The sequence below is a fragment of the Mesorhizobium sp. M0960 genome (genome assembly GCF_040319055.1).
Taxonomy (GTDB): Bacteria; Pseudomonadota; Alphaproteobacteria; order Rhizobiales; family Rhizobiaceae; genus Mesorhizobium.
Genome location: NZ_JAMYNN010000006.1, coordinates 39,273 through 63,344, shown reverse-complemented (window position 1 = coordinate 63,344; position 24,072 = coordinate 39,273). Strand labels below are relative to the sequence as shown.

General features: G+C 64.3%; 22 protein-coding genes. 17 read left to right on the top strand and 5 right to left on the bottom strand.

The genetic code is table 11. From position 1 onward, the window contains the following. Nucleotides 1-221 precede the first annotated feature (221 nt). From NKH63_RS14015 to NKH63_RS13985, 7 genes are all read left to right on the top strand, one after another. Nucleotides 222-998 carry a DeoR/GlpR family DNA-binding transcription regulator gene (locus NKH63_RS14015; RefSeq protein ID WP_352484001.1) on the top strand — a complete coding sequence of 259 codons (777 nt, stop codon included), beginning with the start codon at nt 222-224 and terminating at the stop codon, nt 996-998. A gap of 66 nt (nt 999-1,064) precedes the next feature. After that, complete coding sequence (locus NKH63_RS14010) at nt 1,065-1,991, top strand: LysR family transcriptional regulator (protein ID WP_023717947.1); 927 nt, start codon at nt 1,065-1,067, stop codon at nt 1,989-1,991. 197 nt (nt 1,992-2,188) lie between these two features. Beyond that, nucleotides 2,189-3,343, top strand: coding sequence for an ABC transporter substrate-binding protein (locus NKH63_RS14005; RefSeq protein ID WP_352483991.1), 1,155 nt, complete (start codon nt 2,189-2,191; stop codon nt 3,341-3,343). A gap of 182 nt (nt 3,344-3,525) precedes the next feature. Beyond that, the gene (locus NKH63_RS14000; RefSeq protein WP_352495758.1) at nt 3,526-4,524 is read left to right on the top strand and encodes an ABC transporter ATP-binding protein; all 999 of its coding nucleotides are present in this window, start codon (nt 3,526-3,528) and stop codon (nt 4,522-4,524) included. Between the two features lie 14 nt (nt 4,525-4,538). Further along, nucleotides 4,539-5,489, top strand: a complete 951-nt coding sequence (locus tag NKH63_RS13995; RefSeq protein WP_352918061.1) for an ABC transporter permease — start codon at nt 4,539-4,541, stop codon at nt 5,487-5,489. Beyond that, the gene (locus tag NKH63_RS13990; protein WP_023717951.1) at nt 5,479-6,294 is read left to right on the top strand and encodes an ABC transporter permease; all 816 of its coding nucleotides are present in this window, start codon (nt 5,479-5,481) and stop codon (nt 6,292-6,294) included. Before NKH63_RS13995 ends, NKH63_RS13990 begins: the two co-directional genes overlap by 11 nt. 25 nt (nt 6,295-6,319) lie before the next feature. Beyond that, nucleotides 6,320-7,747, top strand: coding sequence for a gamma-aminobutyraldehyde dehydrogenase (locus NKH63_RS13985; protein ID WP_352495756.1), 1,428 nt, complete (start codon nt 6,320-6,322; stop codon nt 7,745-7,747). Nucleotides 7,748-7,796: 49 nt separating this feature from the next. On the opposite strand, the gene nhaA is transcribed toward NKH63_RS13985, so the two are convergent. The 5 genes from nhaA to NKH63_RS13960 all read right to left on the bottom strand — a co-directional run bounded on the left by nhaA (nt 7,797) and on the right by NKH63_RS13960 (nt 14,673). After that, on the bottom strand, nt 7,797-8,990 hold the full coding sequence (gene nhaA, locus NKH63_RS13980; protein WP_352483987.1) for a Na+/H+ antiporter NhaA: 1,194 nt from the start codon (nt 8,988-8,990) through the stop codon (nt 7,797-7,799). A gap of 91 nt (nt 8,991-9,081) precedes the next feature. Next, a complete protein-coding gene (locus NKH63_RS13975; protein ID WP_023676342.1) occupies nt 9,082-9,645 on the bottom strand; it encodes an ActR/PrrA/RegA family redox response regulator transcription factor in 564 nt (187 codons plus the stop codon). A 63-nt stretch (nt 9,646-9,708) separates the two neighbouring features. Then, nucleotides 9,709-11,034 (bottom strand): ActS/PrrB/RegB family redox-sensitive histidine kinase, encoded by a 1,326-nt coding sequence (locus NKH63_RS13970; RefSeq protein ID WP_352917978.1) that lies wholly within the window; start codon nt 11,032-11,034, stop codon nt 9,709-9,711. Nucleotides 11,035-11,124: 90 nt separating this feature from the next. Then, the gene (hrpB, locus tag NKH63_RS13965) at nt 11,125-13,707 is read right to left on the bottom strand and encodes an ATP-dependent helicase HrpB (RefSeq protein ID WP_352917977.1); all 2,583 of its coding nucleotides are present in this window, start codon (nt 13,705-13,707) and stop codon (nt 11,125-11,127) included. A gap of 75 nt (nt 13,708-13,782) precedes the next feature. Continuing rightward, entirely contained in the window at nt 13,783-14,673 is an 891-nt protein-coding gene (locus NKH63_RS13960) for a DMT family transporter (RefSeq protein ID WP_352483984.1), read from the bottom strand. Between the two features lie 26 nt (nt 14,674-14,699). Between NKH63_RS13960 and NKH63_RS13955 the strand changes: the two genes are divergently transcribed. The 10 genes from NKH63_RS13955 to dhaM all read left to right on the top strand — a co-directional run bounded on the left by NKH63_RS13955 (nt 14,700) and on the right by dhaM (nt 24,050). Continuing rightward, nucleotides 14,700-15,389, top strand: coding sequence for a PIG-L deacetylase family protein (locus NKH63_RS13955; protein WP_352917975.1), 690 nt, complete (start codon nt 14,700-14,702; stop codon nt 15,387-15,389). A gap of 212 nt (nt 15,390-15,601) precedes the next feature. After that, entirely contained in the window at nt 15,602-16,933 is a 1,332-nt protein-coding gene (locus NKH63_RS13950; RefSeq protein ID WP_352917974.1) for an ABC transporter substrate-binding protein, read from the top strand. Between the two features lie 122 nt (nt 16,934-17,055). Continuing rightward, entirely contained in the window at nt 17,056-18,003 is a 948-nt protein-coding gene (locus NKH63_RS13945) for a carbohydrate ABC transporter permease (protein ID WP_031211681.1), read from the top strand. Then, complete coding sequence (locus tag NKH63_RS13940) at nt 18,000-18,950, top strand: carbohydrate ABC transporter permease (protein ID WP_023717959.1); 951 nt, start codon at nt 18,000-18,002, stop codon at nt 18,948-18,950. Before NKH63_RS13945 ends, NKH63_RS13940 begins: the two co-directional genes overlap by 4 nt. Beyond that, nucleotides 18,947-19,147: a hypothetical protein gene (locus NKH63_RS13935; protein WP_023717960.1), complete on the top strand. Its 201-nt coding sequence runs from the start codon at nt 18,947-18,949 to the stop codon at nt 19,145-19,147. The genes NKH63_RS13940 and NKH63_RS13935 overlap by 4 nt, the downstream gene beginning before the upstream one ends. A gap of 3 nt (nt 19,148-19,150) precedes the next feature. Further along, the gene (locus NKH63_RS13930; RefSeq protein ID WP_352917973.1) at nt 19,151-20,263 is read left to right on the top strand and encodes an ABC transporter ATP-binding protein; all 1,113 of its coding nucleotides are present in this window, start codon (nt 19,151-19,153) and stop codon (nt 20,261-20,263) included. Beyond that, a complete protein-coding gene (locus NKH63_RS13925) occupies nt 20,256-21,269 on the top strand; it encodes an ABC transporter ATP-binding protein (RefSeq protein WP_023717962.1) in 1,014 nt (337 codons plus the stop codon). The genes NKH63_RS13930 and NKH63_RS13925 overlap by 8 nt, the downstream gene beginning before the upstream one ends. A 67-nt stretch (nt 21,270-21,336) precedes the next feature. After that, entirely contained in the window at nt 21,337-22,980 is a 1,644-nt protein-coding gene (locus NKH63_RS13920; protein ID WP_352548913.1) for a dihydroxyacetone kinase subunit DhaK, read from the top strand. Nucleotides 22,981-23,061: 81 nt separating this feature from the next. After that, entirely contained in the window at nt 23,062-23,664 is a 603-nt protein-coding gene (dhaL, locus tag NKH63_RS13915) for a dihydroxyacetone kinase subunit DhaL (RefSeq protein ID WP_352917972.1), read from the top strand. Further along, entirely contained in the window at nt 23,661-24,050 is a 390-nt protein-coding gene (dhaM, locus tag NKH63_RS13910; RefSeq protein ID WP_006325214.1) for a dihydroxyacetone kinase phosphoryl donor subunit DhaM, read from the top strand. Before dhaL ends, dhaM begins: the two co-directional genes overlap by 4 nt. The last annotated feature ends 22 nt before the right edge of the window (nt 24,051-24,072 follow it).

Genomic DNA, 24,072 nt, shown 5'->3' with positions numbered 1-24,072 from the left:
TTTCCCAGGCGTTCAGGCAAGCAATTTTTCGTGCGGCTCAGCCGTCGGCCTCCGTTCCGAGCCTGTCACAGCGATAATGTCGCGCCAGGCTGGAGACGTTGTCAACGCGAAATTGTGGTGTTTTCTGCTTTTTTGCCCGAATTTTGCGAAATATCTTGGAGTAAGTGGCATTTATGCCGTAGAAACGGTCAATGGTGCAACAATTCGACCGGTTGGAACCGATGGGCCACTCGAAGCGGCATGGCGAAATCCTGCGCCTCCTCAAGGAGGAAGGCACCGTCACCATTGCCAGCCTGGCTGACCGGCTGGGCGTCTCGCTGGAGACGGTACGCCGCGATGTCAAGCCACTGACCAGCGATGGTTCCATCCTCAAGATGCATGGCGCCGTCGGCCTGCCGTCGATTGCCGGCGAAGCGCCGTTCGAGCGGCGCATGCGTGAGAACGCCGATGCCAAGCGGGCAATTGCCCGCATGGTCGCTGCCACCATCCGCGACGGCGAGTCGATCATGCTCGACACCGGCACGACCACGAGCTTCCTGGCCCGCGAGCTGCTCGGCCACCGGCGGCTGACGGTCGTCACCAATTCCTCCGACATCGCCCGCACGCTGGCCACCGTCAACGGCAACAAGGTCTATATGGCCGGCGGCGAGCTGCGCAGCGATTCCGGTGCTGCTTTCGGCGTCTCAGCCATCGAATTCGTCAGCCGCTTCTCCGTCAGCCACGCGGTGATTTCGACCGGCGCGGTCGATGCCATCACGGGTGTCATGGACTATGACCTCGAAGAGGCTGAGTTCGCCCGCATGGTGCTGTCGCGCGGCCAGCGTTCGCTTGTCGTCACCGACCACAGCAAATTCGGCCGGCAGGGTCTGGTTCAGGTCTGCGGCTTCGACGGCTTTTCCGAACTCGCGACCGACCGTCTGCCGCCGCATGACATCGCCGCCGCCCTTGCCCAGGCCGGCGCGCGGCTCAGCATTGCGGATGGCGGAAGCGAGGACTGAGCTCTATCGGGAGAACGGCACCAGCACCCACTTCCCAGCGCCGCCTCTGCCGTGTTTAGTCCGGCCATGGCTTTCACCATCCGCCAATTGCAGTTCTTCATCGCCGTCGCCGAGCAAGGCACGGTGTCGGGCGCCGCCCAGAATCTGTCGATCTCGCAATCCTCGGTCACCGAGGCGATCAAGGAGCTGGAGCACGATCTCGGCGTCGAGCTGTTCGAGCGCCACCCGCGCGGGCTGAACATCACCCACAAGGGCCACCAGTTCCTGCGCCATGCGAGGAAGATCCTTGCCGACGTTTCCGATGCGCGCCGCGCCTTCTTCGGCGAACAGATCGCGGCAAGCGGGCGGCTGCAACTTGGCGTCACCTCGCTGGTCGCCGGCTATGTGCTGTCCGATCTTCTTGCCCGCTACCGCCGCGCCTATCCGGGTGTCGAGGTCTCGGCGATCGAGGACAATGGCGACTATCTCGAGCACCTGTTGATCGGCGGCAAGCTCGACATTGCGGTCATGGTCACCTCGAACCTGCGCGACCGCACCGCGCTGCAGTCCGAAATCCTCGAAGTCTCGGCCTACCGGCTGTGGCTGCCGCTCGGCCATCCGTTGGCCGGTGCCGACATCATCGGCATCGGCGATATCGCCTCGGAACCGCTGATCATGCTGACCGTCGACGAGATCGAGGAGAATACCGGAAAGCTGCTGACGGCGATCGGCGCCAAACCGCACGTCGCATTCCGCACCCGCTCGGTCGAAGCGGTGCGCAGTCTCGTCGCCACCGGCGCGGGCGTGGCGCTGCTGCCGGACCTCGTCTACCGGCCATGGTCGCTGGAAGGCGACCGCATCGAATCGCGCGATATTTCGGGATCGTTGCCGGTCGTCCAAGTCGGCATGGTCTGGCGGCGCGGCTCCGGCCTGCCGCAGGCGGCGCGCGACTTCATCGGACTTGCCCAGTCGCAGCGCATGGTGCGCCAACGGCCCGAGAAGATCGGCCGGTGATGTATCGGAAAAACCGATATCGGCTTTCTGATAAATGAATTTGCGAAACCGGAAATTTCGCAGCACTTTTGAGCCAGGGAACAAAGCTGCCGCAGGAGCACGGCCCTTAGAGCCGCGCATCCAACGTTTGAACGGGCGCATGACCTTTTCCGAAAACCGAAACCGGTTTCGAGGTCATGCAAAATGGGAGATCGACGATGAATTCATTGCTGAAATCATGCACTGCCTTGACGGTCGCGCTGACCTTCTCCGGCCAGGCCATCGCCCAGGTCAAGGAGCTGGGCAAGGGTGAAGGCGAGGTCAATATCGTCGCCTGGCCGGGCTATATCGAGCGCGGCGAAACCGACAAGGGCTATGATTGGGTCACCTCGTTCGAGAAGGAAACCGGCTGCAAGGTCAACGTCAAGACCGCCAACACCTCCGACGAGATGGTTTCGTTGATGAACGAAGGCGGTTTCGACCTTGTCACTGCCTCCGGCGACGCCTCGCTGCGCCTGGTTGCGGGCAAGCGCGTCCAGCCGATCAACACCGACCTCATCCCGAGCTGGAAGACGGTCGACGACCGGCTGAAGGATGCGCCCTGGTTCACCGTCGGCGGTGTCCATTACGGCGTGCCGTACCAATGGGGGCCGAATGTGCTGATGTACAACACCGAAGTGTTCAAGGAGGTGCCGAAGAGCTGGAACATCGTGTTCGAGGAAATGAAGCTACCCGACGGCAAGTCGAACAAGGGCCGCGTCCAGGCCTATGACGGGCCGATCCACATTGCTGATGCCGCCAACTACCTGATGGCCCACAAGCCGGAGCTCGGCATCAAGGATCCGTACGAACTGACTGAGGACCAGTACAAGGCTGCGCTCGACCTGCTGCGCGTCCAGCGTACGCTGGTCGGACGCTACTGGCATGACGCTGCCATCCAGGTCGACGATTTCCAGAACGAAGGCGTCGTCGCCTCCGGTTCATGGCCCTATCAGGTCAACACGCTGATCGCGGCCAAGAAGCCGGTCGCCTCGACCATTCCCGAGGAGGGCGTCACCGGCTGGGCCGACACCACCATGATGGAGGCCGATGCGGCCCACCCGAACTGCGCCTACATGTGGATTGAGCATTCGCTGTCGCCGAAAGTGCAGGGCGACGTCTCCGCCTGGTTCGGCTCGCTGCCGGTGGTGCCCGCCGCCTGCAAGGGCAACGAACTGCTCGGCGAAGAGGGCTGCAAGACCAACGGCTACGACAATTTCGACAAGATCAAGTTCTGGAAGACGCCGGTCTCGAAATGCGCCACCCAGAACGACCAGTGCGTGCCCTATTACCGCTGGGTGTCGGACTATATCGGCGTCATCGGCGGACGGTGAGTTCGTCTCACCTACGAAGCTCGGCGCTGCCCCTCACCCTTACCCTCTCCCCGTGAAGAACGGGGGGTCGCCAGCGTTGGAGCGCCTCCCTTCTCCCCGTCCACTACGGGAGAAGGTACCGGCAGGCGGATGAGGGGCAGCGCTACCCTGAATTTGATGAGCCTGACAGATCAGGACAACCCATGACCTCCGCCGTTTCTTTCCAAAAAGTCTCCCGCCATTTCGGCAGCGTGCGTGCCGTCGACGCGGTCGATCTCGACATCGTGCCGGGCGAGTTCTTCGCCATGCTCGGGCCTTCCGGCTCGGGCAAGACGACGTGCCTGCGCCTCATCGCCGGGTTCGAGCAGCCGACGGCGGGCTCGATCTCGATCTTCGGCGAACGCGCCGAGGGCGTGCCGCCCTATCGCCGCAACGTCAACACCGTGTTCCAGGATTATGCGCTGTTCCCGCATCTCAACGTGCTCGACAACGTCGCCTATGGGCTGATGGTCAAGGGCGTCGGCAGACCGGAGCGGCAAAAGGCGGCGGAAGAAGCGCTGGCGCTGGTGCGGCTTCCAGGCTACGGCGCGCGTCGCCCTGGCCAGCTTTCCGGCGGCCAGCGCCAGCGCGTCGCGCTCGCCCGTGCGCTGGTCAACCAGCCCAAGGTGCTGTTGCTCGACGAGCCGCTCGGCGCGCTCGACCTCAAGCTTCGCGAGAACATGCAGGAGGAGTTGAAATCGCTGCAGAAGGCGCTCGGCATCACCTTCGTGTTCGTCACCCATGACCAGGGCGAGGCGCTGTCGATGGCCGATCGCGTCGCCGTCTTCAACGACGGCAAGATCATGCAGATCGGCACGCCGGAAGACATCTACCAGCGCCCCAAGACCCGCTTCGTCGCCGATTTCGTCGGCTCGTCCAACGTACTGCCGCCGGATTTCGTCCAGCGCTATGCCGGCCAGCATCGCTGGGGCAGCCTGCGCCCTGAATCCATTCGCATCGGCCGGGCGGCCAAGGGCGACGGCGTTGCGGCTCGCCTGGTGTCGACCAACTATCTCGGCGCGACGATAAGACTGGCGCTCGATGCCGAAGGCTTGCGGCTGCATGCCATCGTGCCGGCGGGTGCTGCCTTGCCCCGGGAAGGCGAGGCGGTGGTGCTCACCTTCAACCGCGAGCATTTGCATCTGATGGACGAGCTGGGATGAGCCTGGACGCCGCCATGCCGCGGGCCACGACCCCCGCCATCCTGCCGGGAAGCGGCGGCATGCGCGGCGCGCTCTCCGACCTCTTCTGGCGCCGGCCCCAACTCCTGCTTCTGCTCATGCTGCTGCCGCCGGTTCTTTGGCTCGGCATCGTCTATATCGGCTCGCTGTTCGCGCTGCTTTTGCAGAGCTTCTTCTCGATCGACGAGTTCTCCGGCCTCATCAACCGCGAGTTCACGCTGAAGACTTATGGCGACCTGCTGCAGGCCGCCAATCTCGACATCATCCTGCGCACGGTGACGATGGCGGCGCTGGTGACGTTTGCGTCGGCGGTCATTGCCTTTCCCATCGCCTATTACGCGGCGCGCTATGCGCGCGGCCGTTGGAAGGCGTTGTTTTATCTCGGCGTCATGCTGCCGCTGTGGTCGAGCTACCTGGTCAAGATCTATGCCTGGAAGCTGATCCTCGCCAAGGAAGGCATCCTGACGTGGCTGCTGGCCAAATTGCATCTTCTGTGGCTGCTTGATGCCTGGCTGTCGCTGCCGATCGTCGGCGGCAACTCGCTGTCGGTATCGTCCACCGGCACCTTCATCGTCTTTGTCTATGTCTGGCTGCCGTTCATGATCCTGCCGGTGCAGGCGGCCCTCGAGCGCGTGCCGGGCAATCTGGTCGAGGCTTCTTCCGATCTCGGCGCGTCACCCGGCCAGACCTTCCGCAACGTGCTGTTCCCGCTGGCATTGCCGGGTATCGTCGCCGGTTCGATCTTCACCTTCTCGCTGACGCTCGGCGACTACATCATTCCGCAGATCATCGGCACCTCGCGGCTGTTCATCGGCCAGGCCGTCTATTCGCAGCAGGGCACCGCCGGCAACATCCCGCTCGCCGCCGCCTTCACTGTGGTGCCGATCGTCATCATGGGCTTCTATCTCTGGGGCGCCAAGCGCATGGGGGCCTTCGATGCGCTCTGACCGCGGCCAATCCGCGCCGATCGGCCTGAAGCTCGCTGCCACCGGGGGCCTGCTTTTCCTGCATTTGCCGATTCTGCTGATCTTCGTCTATGCCTTCACCACCGAGGAGAAGAGCTTCGTCTGGCCGCCGCCGGGCCTGACCACGCAATGGTTCGCCATCACCTGGAACCGCCCCGACGTCTGGCAGGCGCTGTCGCTGTCTGTACGGGTCGCGGCGATCTCGACCGCCATCGCGCTGGTCCTCGGCACGCTGTGCGCCGCCGCCGTGTCCCGCACAAAATTCTTCGGCCGCGAAACCATCTCGCTGCTGGTGATCCTGCCGATCGCGCTGCCCGGCATCATCACCGGCATCGCGCTGCGCTCGGCGTTCGCGCTGGCCGAAATCCCGTTCTCGTTCTGGACGATCGTGCTCGGCCACGCCACCTTCTGCGTGGTCGTCGTCTACAACAATGCGGTCGCCCGTTTCCGCCGCACGTCCGGCTCGATGATCGAGGCGTCGATGGACCTCGGCGCCGACGGTTTCCAGACCTTTCGGCATGTCGTGCTGCCCAACATCGCAACCGCGCTGCTGGCCGGCGGCATGCTGGCCTTTGCGCTGTCCTTCGACGAGGTCATCGTCACCACCTTCACCGCCGGCCAGCAGCAAACGGTGCCGATCTGGATGCTCGAAGAGTTGATCCGTCCGCGCCAGCGTCCGGTCACCAATGTCGTGGCGATGGTCGTGGTGCTGGTGACGCTGCTTCCCATCCTCGCTGCCTATTACCTGACCCGCGACGGCGACCAGATCGCCGGTTCGGGCAAATGATCTCGTTCATAAGGGAGAGACTTCCATGGACACGCAGATGCTGATCGGCTCGAAATTCGAAAAAGGCACCGAGACCGAGGAACCGATCCTCAACCCGAAGACCGGGGCGACCATCGTCAACCTGCCCGAGGCCAGCCCGGCGCAGATCGAGGCAGCAGTGCTTGCCGCGGAAAAAGCGTTCGTCACCTGGTCCCGCACAACACCGGCGCAGCGCGCCGGCTATCTCCTGAAGATCGCCGATCGCATCGAGGCCGCGGCAAAGGATTTCGCGACGCTCGAGGCGCTGAACTGCGGCAAGCCGATCAATGCCGTGCTCAATGACGAGATCCCGGCGATCGTCGACTGCTACCGCTTCTTTGCCGGTGCGGTCCGCTCGATGCCCGGCCAGGTCGCCGGCGAATACATTCCCGGCCACACCTCGATGGTCCGCCGCGACGCCATCGGCGTTGTCGCGTCGATCGCGCCGTGGAACTATCCGCTGATGATGATGGCCTGGAAGCTGGCGCCGGCGATTGCCGGCGGCAACACCGTCGTCTTCAAGCCGTCGGAACAGACGCCGCTGACCGCGCTGAAGCTGGCGAAAATCCTTGCCGATATCCTGCCGGAAGGCGTCGTCAACGTCGTGCTCGGCCGCGGCGACAGTGTCGGCAACACGCTGATCAACCACCCGAAGGTCAACATGATCTCGATCACCGGTGACGTCGCCACCGGCAAGAAGGTGCTGCAGGCCGCCGCCAAATCGGTCAAGCGCACACATCTCGAGCTCGGCGGCAAGGCGCCGGTCATCGTCTTCGATGACGCCGATCTCGGTGCGGTGGTCAACGGCCTGCGCGCCTTCGGCTATTACAATGCCGGCCAGGACTGCACCGCCGCCTGCCGCATCTACGCCGGCAAGAAGATCTACGACAAGCTTGTCGCCGACCTCTCCGCTGCGGTCTCGACCATCAAGTATGATCGCCCCGACGATACCGAGAACGAGATCGGCCCGCTGATTTCGCGTCGCCAGCGTGATCGCGTCTCGAGCTTCGTCGAGCGCGCCTCTGAGCTCAAGCACATCGAGATTACCACGGGCGGCAAGCCGGGCGAGGGCTCCGGCTTCTTCTACCAGCCGACCGTCGTCGCCGGCGCGCTGCAGGAAGACGAGATCGTGCGCCGCGAAGTGTTCGGCCCGGTGGTCTCGGTCACCCGTTTTTCCGAAGTCGACGAGGCGGTGAACTGGGCCAATGACTCTGACTATGGCCTGGCGTCATCGGTGTGGACCAAGGACGTTTCGCGCGCCATGGCGACGGCCGCCCGCCTGCAATATGGCTGCACCTGGATTAACACCCACTTCATGCTGACAAACGAGATGCCGCATGGCGGGTTGAAACAATCCGGCTACGGCAAGGACATGTCGCTCTATGCGCTGGAGGATTACACAGCCGTCCGCCACGTCATGATTGCGCACGGGTAGGGTCCAGATGCGGGAGAAGGTGGCCTGAAGGCCGGAAGTGGCGGCGCGACTATTCTTCCGCCTCGTCCGTCCCGTCCGCCGCCGGCGCCACCAGCAGCACGGTGGCGCCGAGGAGCGCGGCGATGAAGGAGCCGGCGAGGATGCCGACCTTGACCGCGTCCTGCAGAGCGACGTCGCTGGCGAAGGCGAGCAGGCCGATGAACAGGCTCATGGTGAAGCCGATGCCGCAGAGCAGCGAAATGCCGATCATGTGCAGCCAGCCGGCATTGACCGGCAGATCGGCGAAGCCGAGCCGGATGGCAAGCGCAGAAGACCCGAACACGCCGACCAGCTTGCCGGCGACGAGGCCGGCGGCGACGCCGAGCGTCAGCGGCTCGGCCAGGGCGGCAGCGCTGAGACCGCCGAGCGAGACGCCGGCGTTGGCAAAGCCGAAAATCGGGATGACGAAAAAGGCGACGACTTTGTGCAGGCCGTGTTCGAGCCGGTGCAGCGGCGAATGGTCGAGATCGTGGCCGCTGCCCGGCGATATCTTCAATGGAATGGTGAGGGCCAGCGCGACGCCGGCAAGCGTCGCATGGACGCCCGATTTGAGCACCAAAACCCACAGAACGATGCCGAGCAAGACGTACGGCAGCAACGTCAGCACCCGCATGCGGTTGAGCACCACCAGCAGCGCGATGACGGCGAAGGCGGCGCCGAGATAGGCGAGCGACAGCCCGCTGGTATAAAACACCGCGATGATGAGCACGGCGCCGAGATCGTCGATGATGGCGAGCGCGGTGAGGAATATCTTCAGCGAGCCCGGCACGCGGCCGCCAAGCAGCGACAGCACGCCGAGCGCAAAGGCGATATCGGTGGCGGTCGGGATCGCCCAGCCGGACAGAGCGGCTTCATTGTTGCGGTTGATGGCGACGTAGACCAGTGCCGGCACCGCCATGCCGCCGGCGGCGGCGATGCCGGGCAGCACGCGGCGCGGCCAGGTCGAGAGCTGGCCGTCGAGCATCTCGCGCTTGATCTCGAGGCCGACCAGCAGGAAGAACACCGCCATCAGGCCGTCATTGATCCAGTGCGAGACGCTGAGCGGTCCGAGATAGGCGTGGAGGGCGGAGAAATAAGCCTCGCCCAGCGGCGAATTGGCGACGATCAGGGCCAGGGCCGCCGCAGCCATCAGGATGAGGCCGCCGGCCGCCTCGCTGTCGAGGAATTCGCGCAGCATGGAGACCAGCCGCTTTTCGTCCTGCATGTCGCCTCCGTCGTATCAGCGGCAAGGTCCGACACCGCCAAGCGATGATGCGCAAACAGCGCTGGCCGGGCAAGCCTGCAGTCAGAGCCTTTTAGCGCGGCGCGCGCTTGGCGAGGATACGCTGCAGCGTGCGGCGATGCATGTTCAGCCGGCGCGCGGTTTCCGAGACGTTGCGGTCGCACATTTCATAGACGCGCTGGATGTGCTCCCAGCGTACCCGGTCGGCCGACATCGGATTTTCGGGCGGTGCTGCGCGTTCGCCCGCCGTGCGGGTCAGGGCTGCAAAGATGTCGTCGGCGTCGGCCGGCTTCGACAGATAGTCGATAGCGCCGAGCTTCACCGCCGTCACCGCGGTGGCGATGTTGCCGTAGCCAGTGAGGATGATGGCGCGGGCATCGTCGCGCTTCTCGCGGATCGCGGCGACGACGTCGAGGCCGTTGCCGTCGGCCAGCCGCATGTCGACCACCGCATAGGCCGGCGGATTGGCGCGCGCCTTGGCAACCGCTTCCTCGACGCTCTCTGCCGTCTCGACGACAAAACCCCTGGTTTCCATGGCGCGGGCAAGCCGCGTCAGGAACGGCTTGTCGTCGTCGACGATCAGCAGCGAGGTGTCCTCGCCTTCGACCATTGCGCCAATCGTTTCGTCAGTACTCATCGTGCTGAAAATCCTGCTGCCTGATTTTTACGCAAATATAGTTTCGCAACGCTATTGTCCAATTTAGGCCGTGTCGAACATGGTGGCCGAAGCCTGCTCGGGATTGAGGAAGACGCTGCGCGGCCACGATATCTGCACGATAGCGCCCTCGCCGGGCTCGCTCGAATTGCGGAAATCGAGCGTCGCGCCGGAGCGTTCGAGCAAGGTCTTGGCGATGAATAGGCCGAGGCCGAGGCCGCCGCCGGCTTCGGTGCCTTGTCGCGTTGACATATAGGGTTCGCCGATGCGGTCGATGATCTCGGGCGGAAAGCCCGGCCCGTCGTCGATGATCGTGAAGCTGACAACGGCCTCGTTCCAGCTCCAGCGCACGGTGACATTCTTGCGGGCGAAGTCGACGGCGTTCTCGACCAGATTGCCGAGGCCGTAGATGACACCGGGATTGCGCCGGCCCACCGGTTCCGGGCCGATGCGCTCGCCCGGCCGAAGCTTGATCGAAATGCCGAAATCGCGGTGCGGCGCCGTCACCTCCTCGACCAGTGAGGTCAGCGGCAGGCGCGAGAGATGCACCTCGCTCTCGGAGGACAGGCTGGTCAGGCGCTTCAGGATTTCGCGGCAGCGCTCGCTCTGCGAACGCAGCAGCTTCACGTCCTCGCCGTATTTGGGATCTTCGCCAAGCGCCTTCTCCATCTCCTTGGCGACAAGCGCGATCGTGGCGAGCGGCGTGCCGAGCTCGTGCGCGGCGGCGGCGGCGAGGCCGTCGAGGGCCGAGAGATGCTGCTCTCGCTGCAGCACCAGTTCGGTGGCGGCAAGCGCGTTGGCAAGCAGCCGCGCCTCCTCGGCCACCCGGAAGGCATAGATCGCGGTAAAGGCGATGGAGCAGAACACCGCCATCCACATGCCGGCGACATAGATGAACGGCATCGCCAATGGCGCGCCCTCATGCCAGGGCAGCGGCAGGTGGTAAAAGACCAGCAGCGTCGCCGCCACGATCACCAGCGCGCCGAGCATGGCGGTCAGCCGCAGCGGCAGCGACGTCGCCGAGACGACGACGGGCACGGTCATCAGCAGCGAAAACGGATTGGTGAGACCGCCGGTCATGTAGAGCAGGCCGGCAAGCTGCAGGCTGTCGAAGGTCAGGATGGCAAAGGCCGAGAGCGGGGTAAGCCGATGCGCCGCCGGATAGCGGAAGGTCAGCAAAAGGTTCATCCAGGCCGAACAAGCGATCAGCGCAAAACACATGCTGACCGGCAGCGGAAATTTCAGCCCGTAAGCGACGACAAGCACGGTCAGGCTCTGGCCGACGATGGCAAGCCAGCGCAACCTGATCAGCGTGTTGAGGCGCAGCCGCTGGCTTTGCTGGAAGTCGGGTGCGTGCAGGATGTTTATCATGGCCAATGATTATAGAGGGGAAACAGCCGGAGGTCTTTTCCGAAAAGCGCCGAAGCTGGCCTTCCGTTCGGGATAACAGTCCGGGAATCATTAGGTACCGCGCGGTTTGGCGCGGCTCGTGGCGGCGGCGAGAAGCGGGTTCTCCGGCCAGACATGCCTGGGATAGCGGCCGCGCATGTCTGTCCGCACATCGGCCCAGGAGCCGCGCCAGAACCCGGGCAGGTCGCGCGTCGTCTGGATCGGCCGGTGCGCCGGTGACAGCAATTCGAGCGTCAGCGGCACAGTGCCGTTGGCGATCGCGGGATGCCGGTCGAGGCCGAACAGCTCCTGCACGCGGATTGCCAGTACCGGCCATTCGCCTTCATAGCGGATCGGCAGCCGACTGCCCGACGGCGCGTCGAAATGGGTCGGCGCCAATGTGTCGATCTTGCGCTGCAATTCGTGCGGTACCAGCGTCATCAGGCCTTGCGAAAGCAGGCTGGGATCGATCGCGGCAAAGGATGCGGCACCGGAAAGGAACGGCAGCAGCCAGTCGTCGAGGCGCTCGACGAGCGCCGCATCGGAGACATCGGGCCATGGCGCACCGAGGCCGCGATGCAGCCAGCCGAGCCGCTGCCGCAACGTCTCCGCTTCCCTGCTCCACGGCAGCAGCGACAGGCCGTGTTCGCGCAAGGCGTCGAGGATGGCGCTGTCTGCGTCGGCACCGGTCGGCGCCGGCAGCATGCGTTCGGACAACGTGATGGCGCCGAGCCGAGCCGTTTCGCGCACCCGCACCGCGCGCCTATCGCGGTCGAAGCTCACCTCGCGGCGAGTCTCGATCTTTTCCGCCAGCGCGGTGCGGATGTCGGCCTCGTCGAGCGCCGCCGCCGCGGTGATGCGGGCGTTCTGCGCCTTACCCTGCAGATCGGCGACGACGAGCCAGGTCTCGCCGGCCAGCGGGTCGGAGGCGTCGAGCATGGCGCCGGAGCCGTTGGCAAGCACGAAGCGGCCACGCTCGCCGCGCGCTTTAGCGACCCGGTCCGGCCAGGCATGGATGAGGAGAGCGCCGGCGGTGCTGCCCTCTCCCTTGAGGGGAGGGTCGATCCGCGTAGCGGACCGGGGTGGGGTCGGTTCGGGCACGCCATCGGCGACCCCGCCGCGTCTCCCTCGTCTCGCTGCGCTCGGCTCGCTCGCCGACCCTCCCGTCGAGGGGGAGGGTGAAGCCTGCTTTGCCAACCTCTCGGCCAGCTGCCGGGCAGCGGTGGCACGCGGCGATCTTTCGGCATGAAAGCGCATCAGCCGCCGTTCGAGATCGGCACCATCGCCGCCAAGGCCGCGCTCGGTGAGCAGCATGGCCAGCATCGCCGCCTCGAGCGCCTGGCCGGTCCTTGCCGCCTCGGCGACCATGTGGGCGAGCCGGACCGGCAGAGCCAGCTTGCGCATCGCGGCACCGGCCTCCGTCAAGCGCCCTGCCGCATCGACGGCATCGAGCGCGCGCAGCAGCGCCCTTGCCTCGTTGAGCGCCGGAGCCGGCGGGGGGTCGAGGAAGGACAGGCTCGTCGGATCGGCAACGCCGAACGCCGCGCAATCGAGCAACAGGCCGGAGAGATCGGCTTCGAGGATTTCCGGTGGCGTGAAGGCCGGCAGTGCCGCTGTCTGCTCGGCCCGCCACAGCCGGATAGCGACGCCCGGCTGTGTGCGCCCGGCCCGGCCGGCGCGCTGGTCGGCGGAAGCGCGGGAAGCACGCACCGTCTCCAGCCGCGTCAGGCCGCTGGCCGGCTCATAGCGCGGCAGCCGCGACAGGCCGGAATCGATGACGACGCGCACGCCGTCGATGGTGATGGAGGTTTCGGCGATCGACGTCGCCAGCACGACCTTGCGACGGCCGGGCGGCGCCGGCTTGATCGCTGCGTCCTGCGTCCTGTTGTCGAGCATGCCGTAGAGCGGCACGATGTCGGTGTCGGCGCCGACCTTGCCCGCCAGCCGCTCGGCGGTGCGCTCGATCTCGCGCTGGCCGGGCAGGAAGACAAGCACGCTCCCCTCCTCCCCGGCAAGCGCCGAGCGGATCACCCTGGCCATGGCATCCTCGATGGTGACGCCGGCCGGCCGCTCGTCATAGCGGATGTCGACCGGAAAGGCGCGGCCTGCGCTCTCGATCACCGGCGCGCCGGAAAGCAATTTTGCGACACGCGCGCCATCGAGCGTCGCTGACATGACCAGCAATCTGAGGTCGGGCCTCAGCGCACCCTGCACGTCGAGCGCCAGCGCCAGCCCGAAATCACCGTCGAGCGAACGTTCGTGGAACTCGTCGAACAACACCGCCGAGACACCAGGCAGCTCGGGATCGTCGAGGATCATGCGGGACAACACGCCTTCGGTGACGACGACGATCCTGGTCTTCGCGGAAGTCCGGTTTTCCATGCGCATGGCATAGCCGACGGTTTCACCGGGCTCTTCGCCAAGCAGTTCGGCCATGCGGCGGGCGGCAGCGCGGGCGGCGAGGCGGCGCGGCTCGAGCAGGATGATCTTTCCGGCGCCGAGCCATTGCGCATCGAGCAGCGCCAGTGGAACCAGCGTCGTCTTGCCGGCGCCGGGCGGAGCCACCAGCACGGCGCTGTTACCATGGCTCAGCGCTTCATTGAGCGCCGGCAAGACCGCGGAGACCGGCAGGTGCGGCAAAGGTTTTGTCGTCATTGTCCTATGATGTGCAGCCAGTTGGCAGCGATCGCATATCAGCGGTGGCGGTCGCCGCGCAAGCTTGGTACCAGCTCAAAGTCGGGTCCGCGCAAACGGGTTCCAGCGCACTGTGCCGAGCCGCACCTCCTCGCGCACCATCGTCAGCAGACCGGAACCGCCGACCACGGCAAGCCCGACCAGCGACAGAAAATCCGGATATTCCCTGAAGAACAGCGCGCCTAGAACCACCGCCCAGACGATCTGCGAATAATGCGTTGGCGCGATGCGGTTGGCCGGTGCGTATTTGACCGCCAACAGATGCAGCAGCTGGCCGCCGGCGGTGAAGGCGCCGGCCAGCACCAGCCAAGCCCATTGCCTGCCATCCGGCAGCGAGAACGAGGTAGCCGCCGCACCGACGCCGTTGAAGAGCAGGCCGTAGCCGATCAGCACGCCGAGCATCGTCGTGCGCTTTTCCTGCGCGGCAAGCGAACGCATCAGGATGACATTGGTGGCGGCCAGGAAGGCGATGATGAACGCCGCCAGATGACCAAGATGCAACTCGCGAAACCCCGGCCTGACGACCAGCATGACCCCGGCAAAGCCCGCGACCACCGCCAGCCACCGCCATGGGCCGACCTTCTCCTTGAGGACCAGCGTGGCCAGGATGGTGACGAACAGCGGCGCCAGGAAGATCAGCGCATAAACTTCTGCCAGCGGGATGGTGGTGAAGGCGTAGACGCTGAGCACGCCGGAGGCGATGCCGGCCCAGGCCCGGGCCTGCACCGCCCAGGGCCGGGTCGTGCGCCAGAAATCGCGCCAGCGCTCGCCTGGCGGCCTGGCAAAGAGCAGAAAGCAGCCGGCAAACAATGTCGAGAAGAAGCCGATCTCGAAGACGTTGAACTGCCCACCCAGGCTTTTGACAACCGCGTCGCTGCACGAATAGCTTGCATAGGCGATGAGAGCGAGCAGAATTCCGTTGGGCACGTTTTCCAGTTCCGGGAGAGATGAGAGTGAAGATATTGGCGCTTGGCGCGCATCCGGACGACATCGAGATCTTCATGTTCGGTACGATGGCCGCCTATGCCGCGCAAGGCGCAGAACTCTTTTTTGCCATAGCCACGGATGGCGCCAGGGGCGGCTATGGCGATCCGGCCGCGCTTGTCCGCACGCGCCGCAAAGAGGCGACAGTGGCGGTCGGTCTGCTTGGCGTGACGCCGCGCTTCCTCGACTTTCCCGATGGCGCGCTGGTGGCGGACGCCGCCCTGATCGGGGCGCTGAGAGCACTGATCGGCGAGATAGGGCCGGATCTGGCGATTACCCATGCGCCGAACGACTATCATGGCGACCACCGCGCGCTGTCGGACGGCGTGCGCATCGCCGCGTCATTCTCGGTGCCGGTACTGCATGCCGACACGCTCGGCGGCACCGGGTTTTCGCCGACGCATTACGTCGATACCTCCAGGCATTTCGATCTCAAGGCGGAGGCGATCCGGGCGCATCAGTCGCAGGATCCCGAGCGTTTCGTCAATGCGGCGCGCACGCTGAACGCCTTTCGCGCCGGCCAGTGCAACGGCCCAGCCGGAGCGTTCGCGGAGGCCTTCCGCTTCGAGCCGGTCTTCCCCTTCGCCGACATCCGCGCCCTGCTGCCGCCGCCCCCAGCGATCCGTCCGGTGACGGTCAGCAACAAGACGGTGACCTAGGCAGGTCGCCGCAACTTCTCACGTTGCTTTCCTATCCAGCATGCTGCGGTGCAGCAACGAATTCGCTTGCCTTGTTTAGTAAAAATTGCATCACTAAACAAATTACTAAACATCCGACGTGTTGCCGCGCCGTTGTGTTTAGGCCCCGGAGGAGGGGTTTAGCGGGCTCTTGAAACCGTCATCCGGACGCGTTTCGCAAATGGGAGGAAGGCATGAAATCGACCTTGAAACTGGCGTTGGGACTGGCATCGACACTCCTCGCGTCGACAGCCGTTTCGAACGTCGCGCAGGCAGAAGATCTGACGCTTTGCTGGGCAGCCTGGGACCCGGCTAACGCGCTCGTGGAATTGTCCAAGGACTTCACCAAGGAAACCGGAATCGGCATGAAATTCGAATTCGTGCCGTGGACCAACTATGCCGACCGCTTTCTCAACGAGCTGAATTCGCACGGCAAGCTGTGCGACATGATCATCGGCGACAGCCAGTGGATCGGCGGCGCCGCCGAGAACGGCCATTACGTCAAGCTGAACGACTTCTTCGACAAGGAGAAGATCAGCATGGACGATTTCGTGCCGGCGACTGTCGTCGGCTACTCGGAATGGCCGAAGAACTCGCCGAATTACTGGGCGCTGCCGGCTATGGGCGACGTCGTCGGCTGGACCTATCGCAAGGACTGGTTCTCCAAGCCGGAACTGCAGAAGGAATTCAAGGAGAAATACGGTTGGGATCTCGGCCCGCCGACAACCTTCGACCAGCTGAGGCAGATCGCCGAATTCTTCCAGAAGCGCGAGATCGACGGCAAGACCGTCTATGGCGCGTCGATCTACACCGAGCGCGGCTCGGAAGGTATCACCATGGGTGCCATGGACGTCCTCTACAGCTTCGGCTTCCAGTATGAAAATCCGGAAAATCCCTACGAGATGGAAGGTTTCGTCAACTCCGATAAATCGGTGAAGGGCTTGGAGTTCTACAAGGCGCTCTATGATTGCTGCACCCCTCCCGGCGCCTCGAACAGCTACATGGGCGAAGGCGTCGACGCCTTCAAATCCGGCCAGGTGGCGATGCACATGAACTTCGCCTTCACCTGGCCAGGCCTGCAGAAGGACGAAAATGTCGGCGGCGACAAGATCGGCTATTTCGTCAATCCCAAGGGTCCCGACGGCGACCAGTTCGCCCAGCTCGGCGGCCAGGGCATCTCGGTGGTCTCCTATTCCGACAAGCAGGAAGCCGCGCTCAAATACATCAAATGGTTCGCCAACAAGGACGTGCAGTCCAAATGGTGGTCGCTCGGCGGCTATTCCTGCCTCAACGCGGTCGTCAAGGACCCGGGCTTCCCGGCCAGCCAGCCTTATGCGCAGACCTTCCTCGACTCTATGGCCATCGTGAAGGATTTCTGGGCCGAGCCGAGCTACGCACCGCTGCTGCAGGCATCGCAGAAGCGCTTCCACGACTATGTCGTTGCCGGGCAAGGCTCGGCCAAGGACGCGCTCGACGGCCTCGTCAAGGACTGGACCGAGGTCTTCCAGGACGATGGCAAGATGTAATCGGATGTAACCGGCTCCTCCCGAGCCCATGACCGAACCGTCCCGTGCCGCCCTTGGCACGGGACACAGTTCAGATAAATTCCATTCTCGAGACGATCCAAGTGACCGAAGCAGGACTGACTATGCTCAATCGGACGGCGGACAGCGTTGCCCGGGCTACGCCTGAGCCGTTGGCCCGCAAGGTCCGGGGCATCAGCGACAAGGGCCTCGCCTGGCTGTTCATCTCGCCGACGATCCTGTTGCTTCTCGCCATCAATATCTTCCCGCTGTTCTGGGCGATCTATCTGTCCTTCACCAACTTTCGCGCCAATCGCCCCAACGAGGTGGTGAAGAACCTTGGGCTGGCCAACTACAAGCGCATCCTCGCTGACCAGGACATCTGGATCGCCATGCAGACGACGGCGCATTTCGTGTTCTGGACCATCCTGCTGCAGACGCTGATCGGCTTTACGCTGGCCTGGCTGATCGACCGCAAGTTCCGCGGGCACGCCTTCTGGACGACCATCATCCTGGTGCCGATGATGCTGTCGCCGGCGGTGGTCGGTAATTTCTGGCGCTTCCTCTACGAGCCGCAGATCGGGCTGTTCGCCTACGCCGTTTCGTTCGTCACCGGCATTCCGGCAACCGAGATCAGCATGCTGTCCAACGTGTCGCTGGCGCCATGGTCGATCATCATCGTCGATACCTGGATGTGGACGCCTTACGTGATGCTGATCTGCCTCGCCGGCCTGCGCTCGATCCCCGAATACATCTACGAAGCGGCCGAGGTCGACCGCGCCTCCAACTGGCGGCAGTTCTGGTCGATCACGCTGCCGATGGCGCTGCCCTTCATCATGCTGGCGGTGCTGTTTCGCGGAATCGAAAACTTCAAGATGTTCGACATGGTCAATTTGCTCACCGGCGGCGGGCCGGGATCGACCACCGAAGTGGCCTCGATCACGCTGAAGCGGCAGGCCTTCGAAAGCTGGCGGACGGGCTATTCCTCGGCCTTCGCCATCATCCTGTTCGTCGCGGTGTTCGGCTTGGCTAACATCTACGTCAAGGCGCTCAACAAGGTGAAGCAGAGATGAGCCTGACGTCAGCCCATTCCGTTGTCGCACCCTCGGCCACGTCGAAGCGCGTCGCCGGCACGATCATCGTCGCCTACGCGCTGATCTCGATCGTGCCGCTGCTGTGGATCTTCGCCACCAGCTTCAAGACGCCGCCGGATTCGATCGCCTATCCGCCGAAGATCCTGTTCCAGCCCAGCGTTGAGGGCTACTGCAACCTGTTCACGACGCGGACAAGGCAGACGCCGGAATACATCAACTCGCTGGGGCCGGCGACGGGCCTTTGCGACGAGACGGTGCGCAAGCGCAACATGGTGATCGCCGGCCCCTCGAACTTCATGCCGCGCTTCGTCAATTCGCTGATCATCGCCTTCGGCTCAACCTTTTGCGCAGTGTTCCTCGGCACGCTGTCGGCCTACGGTTTTTCGCGCTTCAAGGTGCCGCTCGCCGACGACCTTTTGTTCTTCATCCTGTCGACGCGGATGATGCCGCCGATCGCGGTCGCCATCCCCATCTACCTGATGTATCGCGAGCTTGGCCTGTCGGACACGGCTCTCGGGATGATCCTGCTCTATACGGCGGTTAACGTGTCGTTGGCAGTGTGGCTGCTAAAAGGCTTCATCGACGAGATCCCGCGCGAATATGAAGAAGCGGCGATGATCGACGGCTACACCAGGCTGCAGGCGTTCTGGCGCACGGTACTGCCGCAGGCGACCACCGGTATTGCCGCAACCGCCATTTTCTGTCTGATCTTTGCCTGGAACGAATATGCTTTCGCTGCGCTACTGACCTCGGGCACGGCGCAGACCGCGCCGCCCTTCATCCCGACCATCATCGGCGAAGGCGGCCAGGACTGGCCGGCGGTCGCGGCCGGTACGACGATCTTCCTGGTGCCGATCCTGGTCTTCACTATCCTGCTTCGCAAGCAATTGCTGCGCGGCATCACCTTTGGCGCGGTGCGCAAATGAACCTGACCGCAAAACGCAAATCGCGCTGGCCCGTTTGGGCCAGGCGCGGGCTGATGGAAAACGTCGCCACCGCGATCATCGCGATCGGCTTCCTGATGCTGTTCCAGCCCTTCGCACTGGCGCTCTACACCTATTCCTTCATCACCATGCTTGCCGGCACGGCGATGTTCATCATCGTCTCGAAATTTCCGGAGTAGACGATGGCCGAGATCAGGATCGAACATCTGAGGAAGGCTTTCGGCGATTTCGTCGCCGTGCAGGATTCCAACTTCGTCGTCGAGGACGGCGAGTTCTTCGTCATGCTGGGGCCGTCGGGCTGCGGCAAGACGACGACGCTTCGCATGATCGCCGGGCTCGAACTGCCGACCGGCGGCAAGATCCTGCTTGGCGGCGAGGACGTCACCATGCGGCGTGCCCGCGAGCGCGACATCGCCTTCGTCTTCCAGCTGTTCGCGCTCTATCCGCACATGAATGTGAGAAAGAACATCGGCTTTCCACTTCTGGCGCAAGGCATGCCAGGCGCTGAAATCCGGAGCCGAGTGGAAGAGACGGCGAAGCTCTTGCGGATCGACCATCTGCTCAACAAATCCGTCTCCGGGCTTGCCGGCGGCGACCGCCAGCGCGTGGCGCTCGGCCGCGCCATCGTGCGGCGGCCAAAGTGTTTCCTGATGGACGAGCCGCTCGGCACGCTCGACACCGAATTCCGCGACCTGATGGTCCATGAGCTGCGCGACCTGCACAACCGCATCCACGCCACCACCGTCTATGTCACGCATGACCAGATGGAAGCGATGTCGATGGCCGACAAGATCGCGGTGATGAACCATGGCGTCATCGAGCAGTTCGGCACGCCGCGCGAAATCTACGACCGGCCGGCAACGATGTTCGTCGCCGACTTCATCGGCTCGCCGCCGATGAATTTCCTCGGCTTCGGCGGCGGCCTTTCAAAGGGCGCCAGGGAAATTGTTGTGCAAGGCGCGAAGGTGGCCGTGCCGGAGGTGCGGGAGGATATTGCGCCGGCCGAGATGGCGCTTGGCATCCGGCCGGAGCACATCCGTTTCGATGACGCTTCGAAGCTGCGCGGCGCCATTTATGGCACCGAATATCTCGGCACCACGCAGATTGTGGCGGTGGAGACGGCAGACGGCATCATCAAGGCCAGGGTACCGGCCGAAATACGGCTCAATCCGGGCGATCATGTCGGCCTGGCGCTGAGCAGCGCGCGGCTGTCGCTGTTCGCAAAAGGATCCGGCCGTGCGGTGCGCACCGAAATCCATGAGTCGGCCTCCCAGGGGAGAGCGCATCATGGCTGACGTTCACATCAAAGGCGTGACCAAGGTTTTTGGCGAGCATGTCGCCGTCGACAATCTCGACCTGCATATCGCCGACGGGGAATTCGTCGTGCTGCTCGGGCCGACTGGCGCCGGCAAGACGACGACGCTCAGGCTGATCGCTGGGCTGGAGCGGCCCGAAGCGGGCTCGATCCATATTGCCGGCCACGACACGACGACGCTGTCGCCGGCCGAGCGCGACACCGCTTTCGTGTTCCAGCAATATTCGCTCTATCCGCATCTGTCGGTCTACGACAACCTCGCCTTTCCGCTACGCTCGCCGGCGCGCAAAATGCCGGAGGATCAGATCCGCCGCCGCGTCGAGGACGTGGCCAAGATGGTGCGCATCCACCACAAGCTGAATAATCGCTCGACCAAACTGTCGGGCGGCGAGATGCAGCGCGTCGCCATCGGCCGCGCTCTGGTGCGCAAACCGTCGATCTACCTGATGGACGAGCCGCTGTCGTCGCTCGACGCCAAGCTGCGCGCCGATCTCAGGCTCGAGCTGAAGCGCATCCAGGCCGAACTCGGCGCTACAATGCTCTACGTCACACACGACCAGATCGAAGCGATGACCATGGCCGACCGCATCGGCATCCTCGCCGACGGCGTGCTGGTGCAGATCGGTTCGCCGCGCACGATCTATTCTGAGCCGGCAAACCTTCACGTCGCGGCAAGGCTAGGCCAACCGGCCATCAATTTGTTGCCGGTCGGACTGCTGCCGGATGGCGGCGCGCCGGCGGGAACCAAGACGATCGGAGCGCGCACCGAACATCTTTCGATCGAGAAGGCGGCGAACGGCCATGCCGACGGCGTCGTCGATTGGGTCGAGCATCTCGGCGACCAGAACCATCTGCACGTGACGGTGGGGACCAAGAAGCTGGTGACGCTGACCGACCCCGACACCGACCTGGCGCAGGGCGACAAGATCATGATCCGCTATCGCTCGCCGCTGTATTTCGGCGCCGATGGGCGACGGCTGATGTGAGCGCTGCGCGAGTGTTTTCCTGGCACCTTTCAACCGGCAATTTCGGGCACCGGACTGGACCAATTCGATGAAGCATTTTTTCAATCGCAGGGATACGATCGTAACTGAGGCACTGGACGGCTTTCTCGGCACGACCGGCGCCGGCGATCTCGCTCGCCTCGACGGCTATCCCGAAATCAAGGTCGTCCTCCGTGCGGACTGGGATAAGAGCAAGGTCAGCATCATCTCCGGCGGCGGGGCCGGGCACGAACCCGCGCATGCCGGCTTCGTCGGCGTGGGCATGCTGACGGCGGCAGTATCAGGCGAGATCTTTGCTTCGCCGAGCGTGGAAGCAGTATTGGCCGCCATCCGCGCGGTAACCGGTCCCGCCGGGTGCCTGCTGATCGTCAAGAACTACACCGGTGATCGCCTCAACTTCGGCTTGGCAGCCGAGAAGGCGCGCGCCGAAGGCTTCCGCGTCGAGATGGTGATCGTCGCCGACGACATTGCCCTGCCGGATATTGCCCAGCCGCGTGGCGTTGCCGGCACCTTGTTCGTGCACAAGATCGCCGGCCACCTGTCGGAAGCCGGCAACGATCTGGCGACGGTTGCCGCTACGGCGCGGGCCGCGGCGGTGGACATCGTTTCACTCGGCATATCGCTGTCGTCCTGCTCGATCCCCGGCCAGAGCCATGACGAAAGATTTGGCGCCGACGACGCCGAACTCGGCCTCGGCATTCATGGCGAACCGGGCGTTGAGCGGATTGCGGTGCAAAGTGCCGAAAGGCTGGTTGCGATCATGTCGGAGCGCCTTGCCGCGCGGCTCGATCCCGCCAGTGACTACGCCTTGCTGATCAACAATCTCGGTTCGGTGCCGCCGCTGGAAATGTTGCTTGTCACCAATGCGGTGTTGGCTTCACCGCTGGCACGAAAGGTGACGCTGACGATCGGGCCCGGGCAGCTTATGACGGCGCTCAACATGAACGGCTTTTCCCTGTCGCTGATCCGGCTCGATGCGCCTCGCGAAGTAGCCTTGCGGGCGCCGGTCGGCCCTCACGCCTGGCTGCCGGCAAGAGCCGTTCGCCCAGTGAGCGTCGTGCCGGTGGCCAAAGCCACCGGCCCGAACAACGCGTCAAAAGCCAGCCAGGATGCACGCACCGAGCAGTTGGTTGTCGCGGTCTGCGAACGGCTGATCTCGCTTGAAGGCGCGTTGAACGGACTGGATGCCAAGGCGGGAGACGGCGACACCGGATCGACTGTGGCGGCCGGTGCGCGGAGCGTGCTTAGCCGCCTTGAGACACTGCCGCTCGCCGACGCTGCCGCAACGCTCGCCACCGTCGGCGACATACTGAGTACCAGCATGGGCGGCTCCAGTGGCGTGCTGCTGTCGATCTTCTTAACCGCCGCCGCGCAGGCGTCGAAATCTGGCGAAACGCTTCCCAAGGCGCTTCTCGTCGGCCTGGATCGGATGTCCTTCCATGGCGGAGCGAGGGTCGGCGATCGCACGATGATCGATGCCCTGGAACCCGCCTTGAGGGCGTTGGATAGCGGCAGTCTGGAGGACGCGGCGGTCGCGGCGCGACGCGGCGCCGAGGCCACCGCGGCCATGCGCAAGGCCAAGGCCGGGCGGTCCGCCTATATTGGCAGCCAGCTCGACGGCGTGGTCGACCCCGGCGCCTTTGCCATCGCCGAGGTCTTCACTGCCCTCGCTGCGTTGCTCGAACCCGCTTGACTGGGGAAAAGAATGCTTCAATTGCCGGATATGCAATTTTCTCGTACTGCCGGCAGCGCGGAGGCCAGGAGCATGGGTGATATGGCGGTAGCGGATCTTTCCAGGCTAATCGAGGCGGCGGCAAACACCATCGCCGCCCATGCCGAAGAGCTGACCGGGCTCGACCAGGCGATCGGCGACGGCGACCATGGGCTCAACATGAAACGCGGCTTCGAGGCCGTGCGGGCCGAGGCCGGCGCGTTCGCGGCAAAGCCGTTGCCCGAGGCGCTGAAGGCGATCGGCACCAAACTGGTGATGACTGTCGGCGGAGCCTCCGGACCCCTGTTCGGCACGCTGTTCATGGCGCTCGGCAAGGAGATTTCCGCCGCGCCGGATCGCGCCAATCTGGCTGCGGCCTTCGGCAAGGCGATCGAAGCGGTGGCCGCCAGAGGCAAGTCGCAGGCCGGGCAAAAAACCATGCTCGATGTGCTGCAGCCGGTGCATGAGGCCCTGCTGCAGGGAAGGGCGGCAGCGGACATCGCCGAGGTCGCTGACAACGCAGCCGAGGCGACCGTGCCGATGAAGGCGTTGCGTGGGCGCGCCTCCTTCCTTGGCGACCGTTCGATCGGTCATATGGATGCCGGCGCACGCTCGACCGCGCTTCTGGTGCGGGCCGTAGCCGAGATAATCGAGGGGCGCGCATGAGCAATGTCGGCATCGTCATCGTATCGCATTCGCCGCTGGTCGCCGAAGGCACCGCCGATATGGTGCGGCAGATGGTCGGCGACGAAGTGCCGCTTGCATGGTGCGGCGGAAACGGCCATGGCGGGCTGGGAACCAATGTCGAGGCGATCATGGGCGCCATCGACAAGGCCTGGTCGGAGGCGGGTGTCGCCATCCTCGTCGATCTCGGCGGCGCCGAGACCAATAGCGAGATGGCGGTCGAGATGATCGGCGAACCACGCGCCCAGAAGATCATCGTCTGCAATGCGCCGATCGTCGAAGGCGCGGTGATGGCGGCGACCGAGGCTTCCGGCGGCGCCTCGCTCAGGGAAGTGGTAGCGACGGCGCACGAACTGTCGCCGTCGTGAGTGAACGGGAACTTTGACAAGC

Bases quoted from the DNA above. Each gene is read 5' to 3' on its own strand.
- NKH63_RS14015 (WP_352484001.1), top strand. From the start codon at position 222: ATGGGCCACTCGAAGCGGCATGGCGAAATCCTGCGCCTCCTCAAGGAG.
- NKH63_RS14010 (WP_023717947.1), top strand. From the start codon at position 1,065: ATGGCTTTCACCATCCGCCAATTGCAGTTCTTCATCGCCGTCGCCGAG.
- NKH63_RS14005 (WP_352483991.1), top strand. From the start codon at position 2,189: ATGAATTCATTGCTGAAATCATGCACTGCCTTGACGGTCGCGCTGACC.
- NKH63_RS14000 (WP_352495758.1), top strand. From the start codon at position 3,526: ATGACCTCCGCCGTTTCTTTCCAAAAAGTCTCCCGCCATTTCGGCAGC.
- NKH63_RS13995 (WP_352918061.1), top strand. From the start codon at position 4,539: ATGCCGCGGGCCACGACCCCCGCCATCCTGCCGGGAAGCGGCGGCATG.
- NKH63_RS13990 (WP_023717951.1), top strand. From the start codon at position 5,479: ATGCGCTCTGACCGCGGCCAATCCGCGCCGATCGGCCTGAAGCTCGCT.
- NKH63_RS13985 (WP_352495756.1), top strand. From the start codon at position 6,320: ATGGACACGCAGATGCTGATCGGCTCGAAATTCGAAAAAGGCACCGAG.
- nhaA (WP_352483987.1), bottom strand. From the start codon at position 8,990: ATGCAGGACGAAAAGCGGCTGGTCTCCATGCTGCGCGAATTCCTCGAC.
- NKH63_RS13975 (WP_023676342.1), bottom strand. From the start codon at position 9,645: ATGAGTACTGACGAAACGATTGGCGCAATGGTCGAAGGCGAGGACACC.
- NKH63_RS13970 (WP_352917978.1), bottom strand. From the start codon at position 11,034: ATGATAAACATCCTGCACGCACCCGACTTCCAGCAAAGCCAGCGGCTG.
- hrpB (WP_352917977.1), bottom strand. From the start codon at position 13,707: ATGACGACAAAACCTTTGCCGCACCTGCCGGTCTCCGCGGTCTTGCCG.
- NKH63_RS13950 (WP_352917974.1), top strand. From the start codon at position 15,602: ATGAAATCGACCTTGAAACTGGCGTTGGGACTGGCATCGACACTCCTC.
- NKH63_RS13945 (WP_031211681.1), top strand. From the start codon at position 17,056: ATGCTCAATCGGACGGCGGACAGCGTTGCCCGGGCTACGCCTGAGCCG.
- NKH63_RS13940 (WP_023717959.1), top strand. From the start codon at position 18,000: ATGAGCCTGACGTCAGCCCATTCCGTTGTCGCACCCTCGGCCACGTCG.
- NKH63_RS13935 (WP_023717960.1), top strand. From the start codon at position 18,947: ATGAACCTGACCGCAAAACGCAAATCGCGCTGGCCCGTTTGGGCCAGG.
- NKH63_RS13930 (WP_352917973.1), top strand. From the start codon at position 19,151: ATGGCCGAGATCAGGATCGAACATCTGAGGAAGGCTTTCGGCGATTTC.
- NKH63_RS13925 (WP_023717962.1), top strand. From the start codon at position 20,256: ATGGCTGACGTTCACATCAAAGGCGTGACCAAGGTTTTTGGCGAGCAT.
- NKH63_RS13920 (WP_352548913.1), top strand. From the start codon at position 21,337: ATGAAGCATTTTTTCAATCGCAGGGATACGATCGTAACTGAGGCACTG.
- dhaL (WP_352917972.1), top strand. From the start codon at position 23,062: ATGGCGGTAGCGGATCTTTCCAGGCTAATCGAGGCGGCGGCAAACACC.
- dhaM (WP_006325214.1), top strand. From the start codon at position 23,661: ATGAGCAATGTCGGCATCGTCATCGTATCGCATTCGCCGCTGGTCGCC.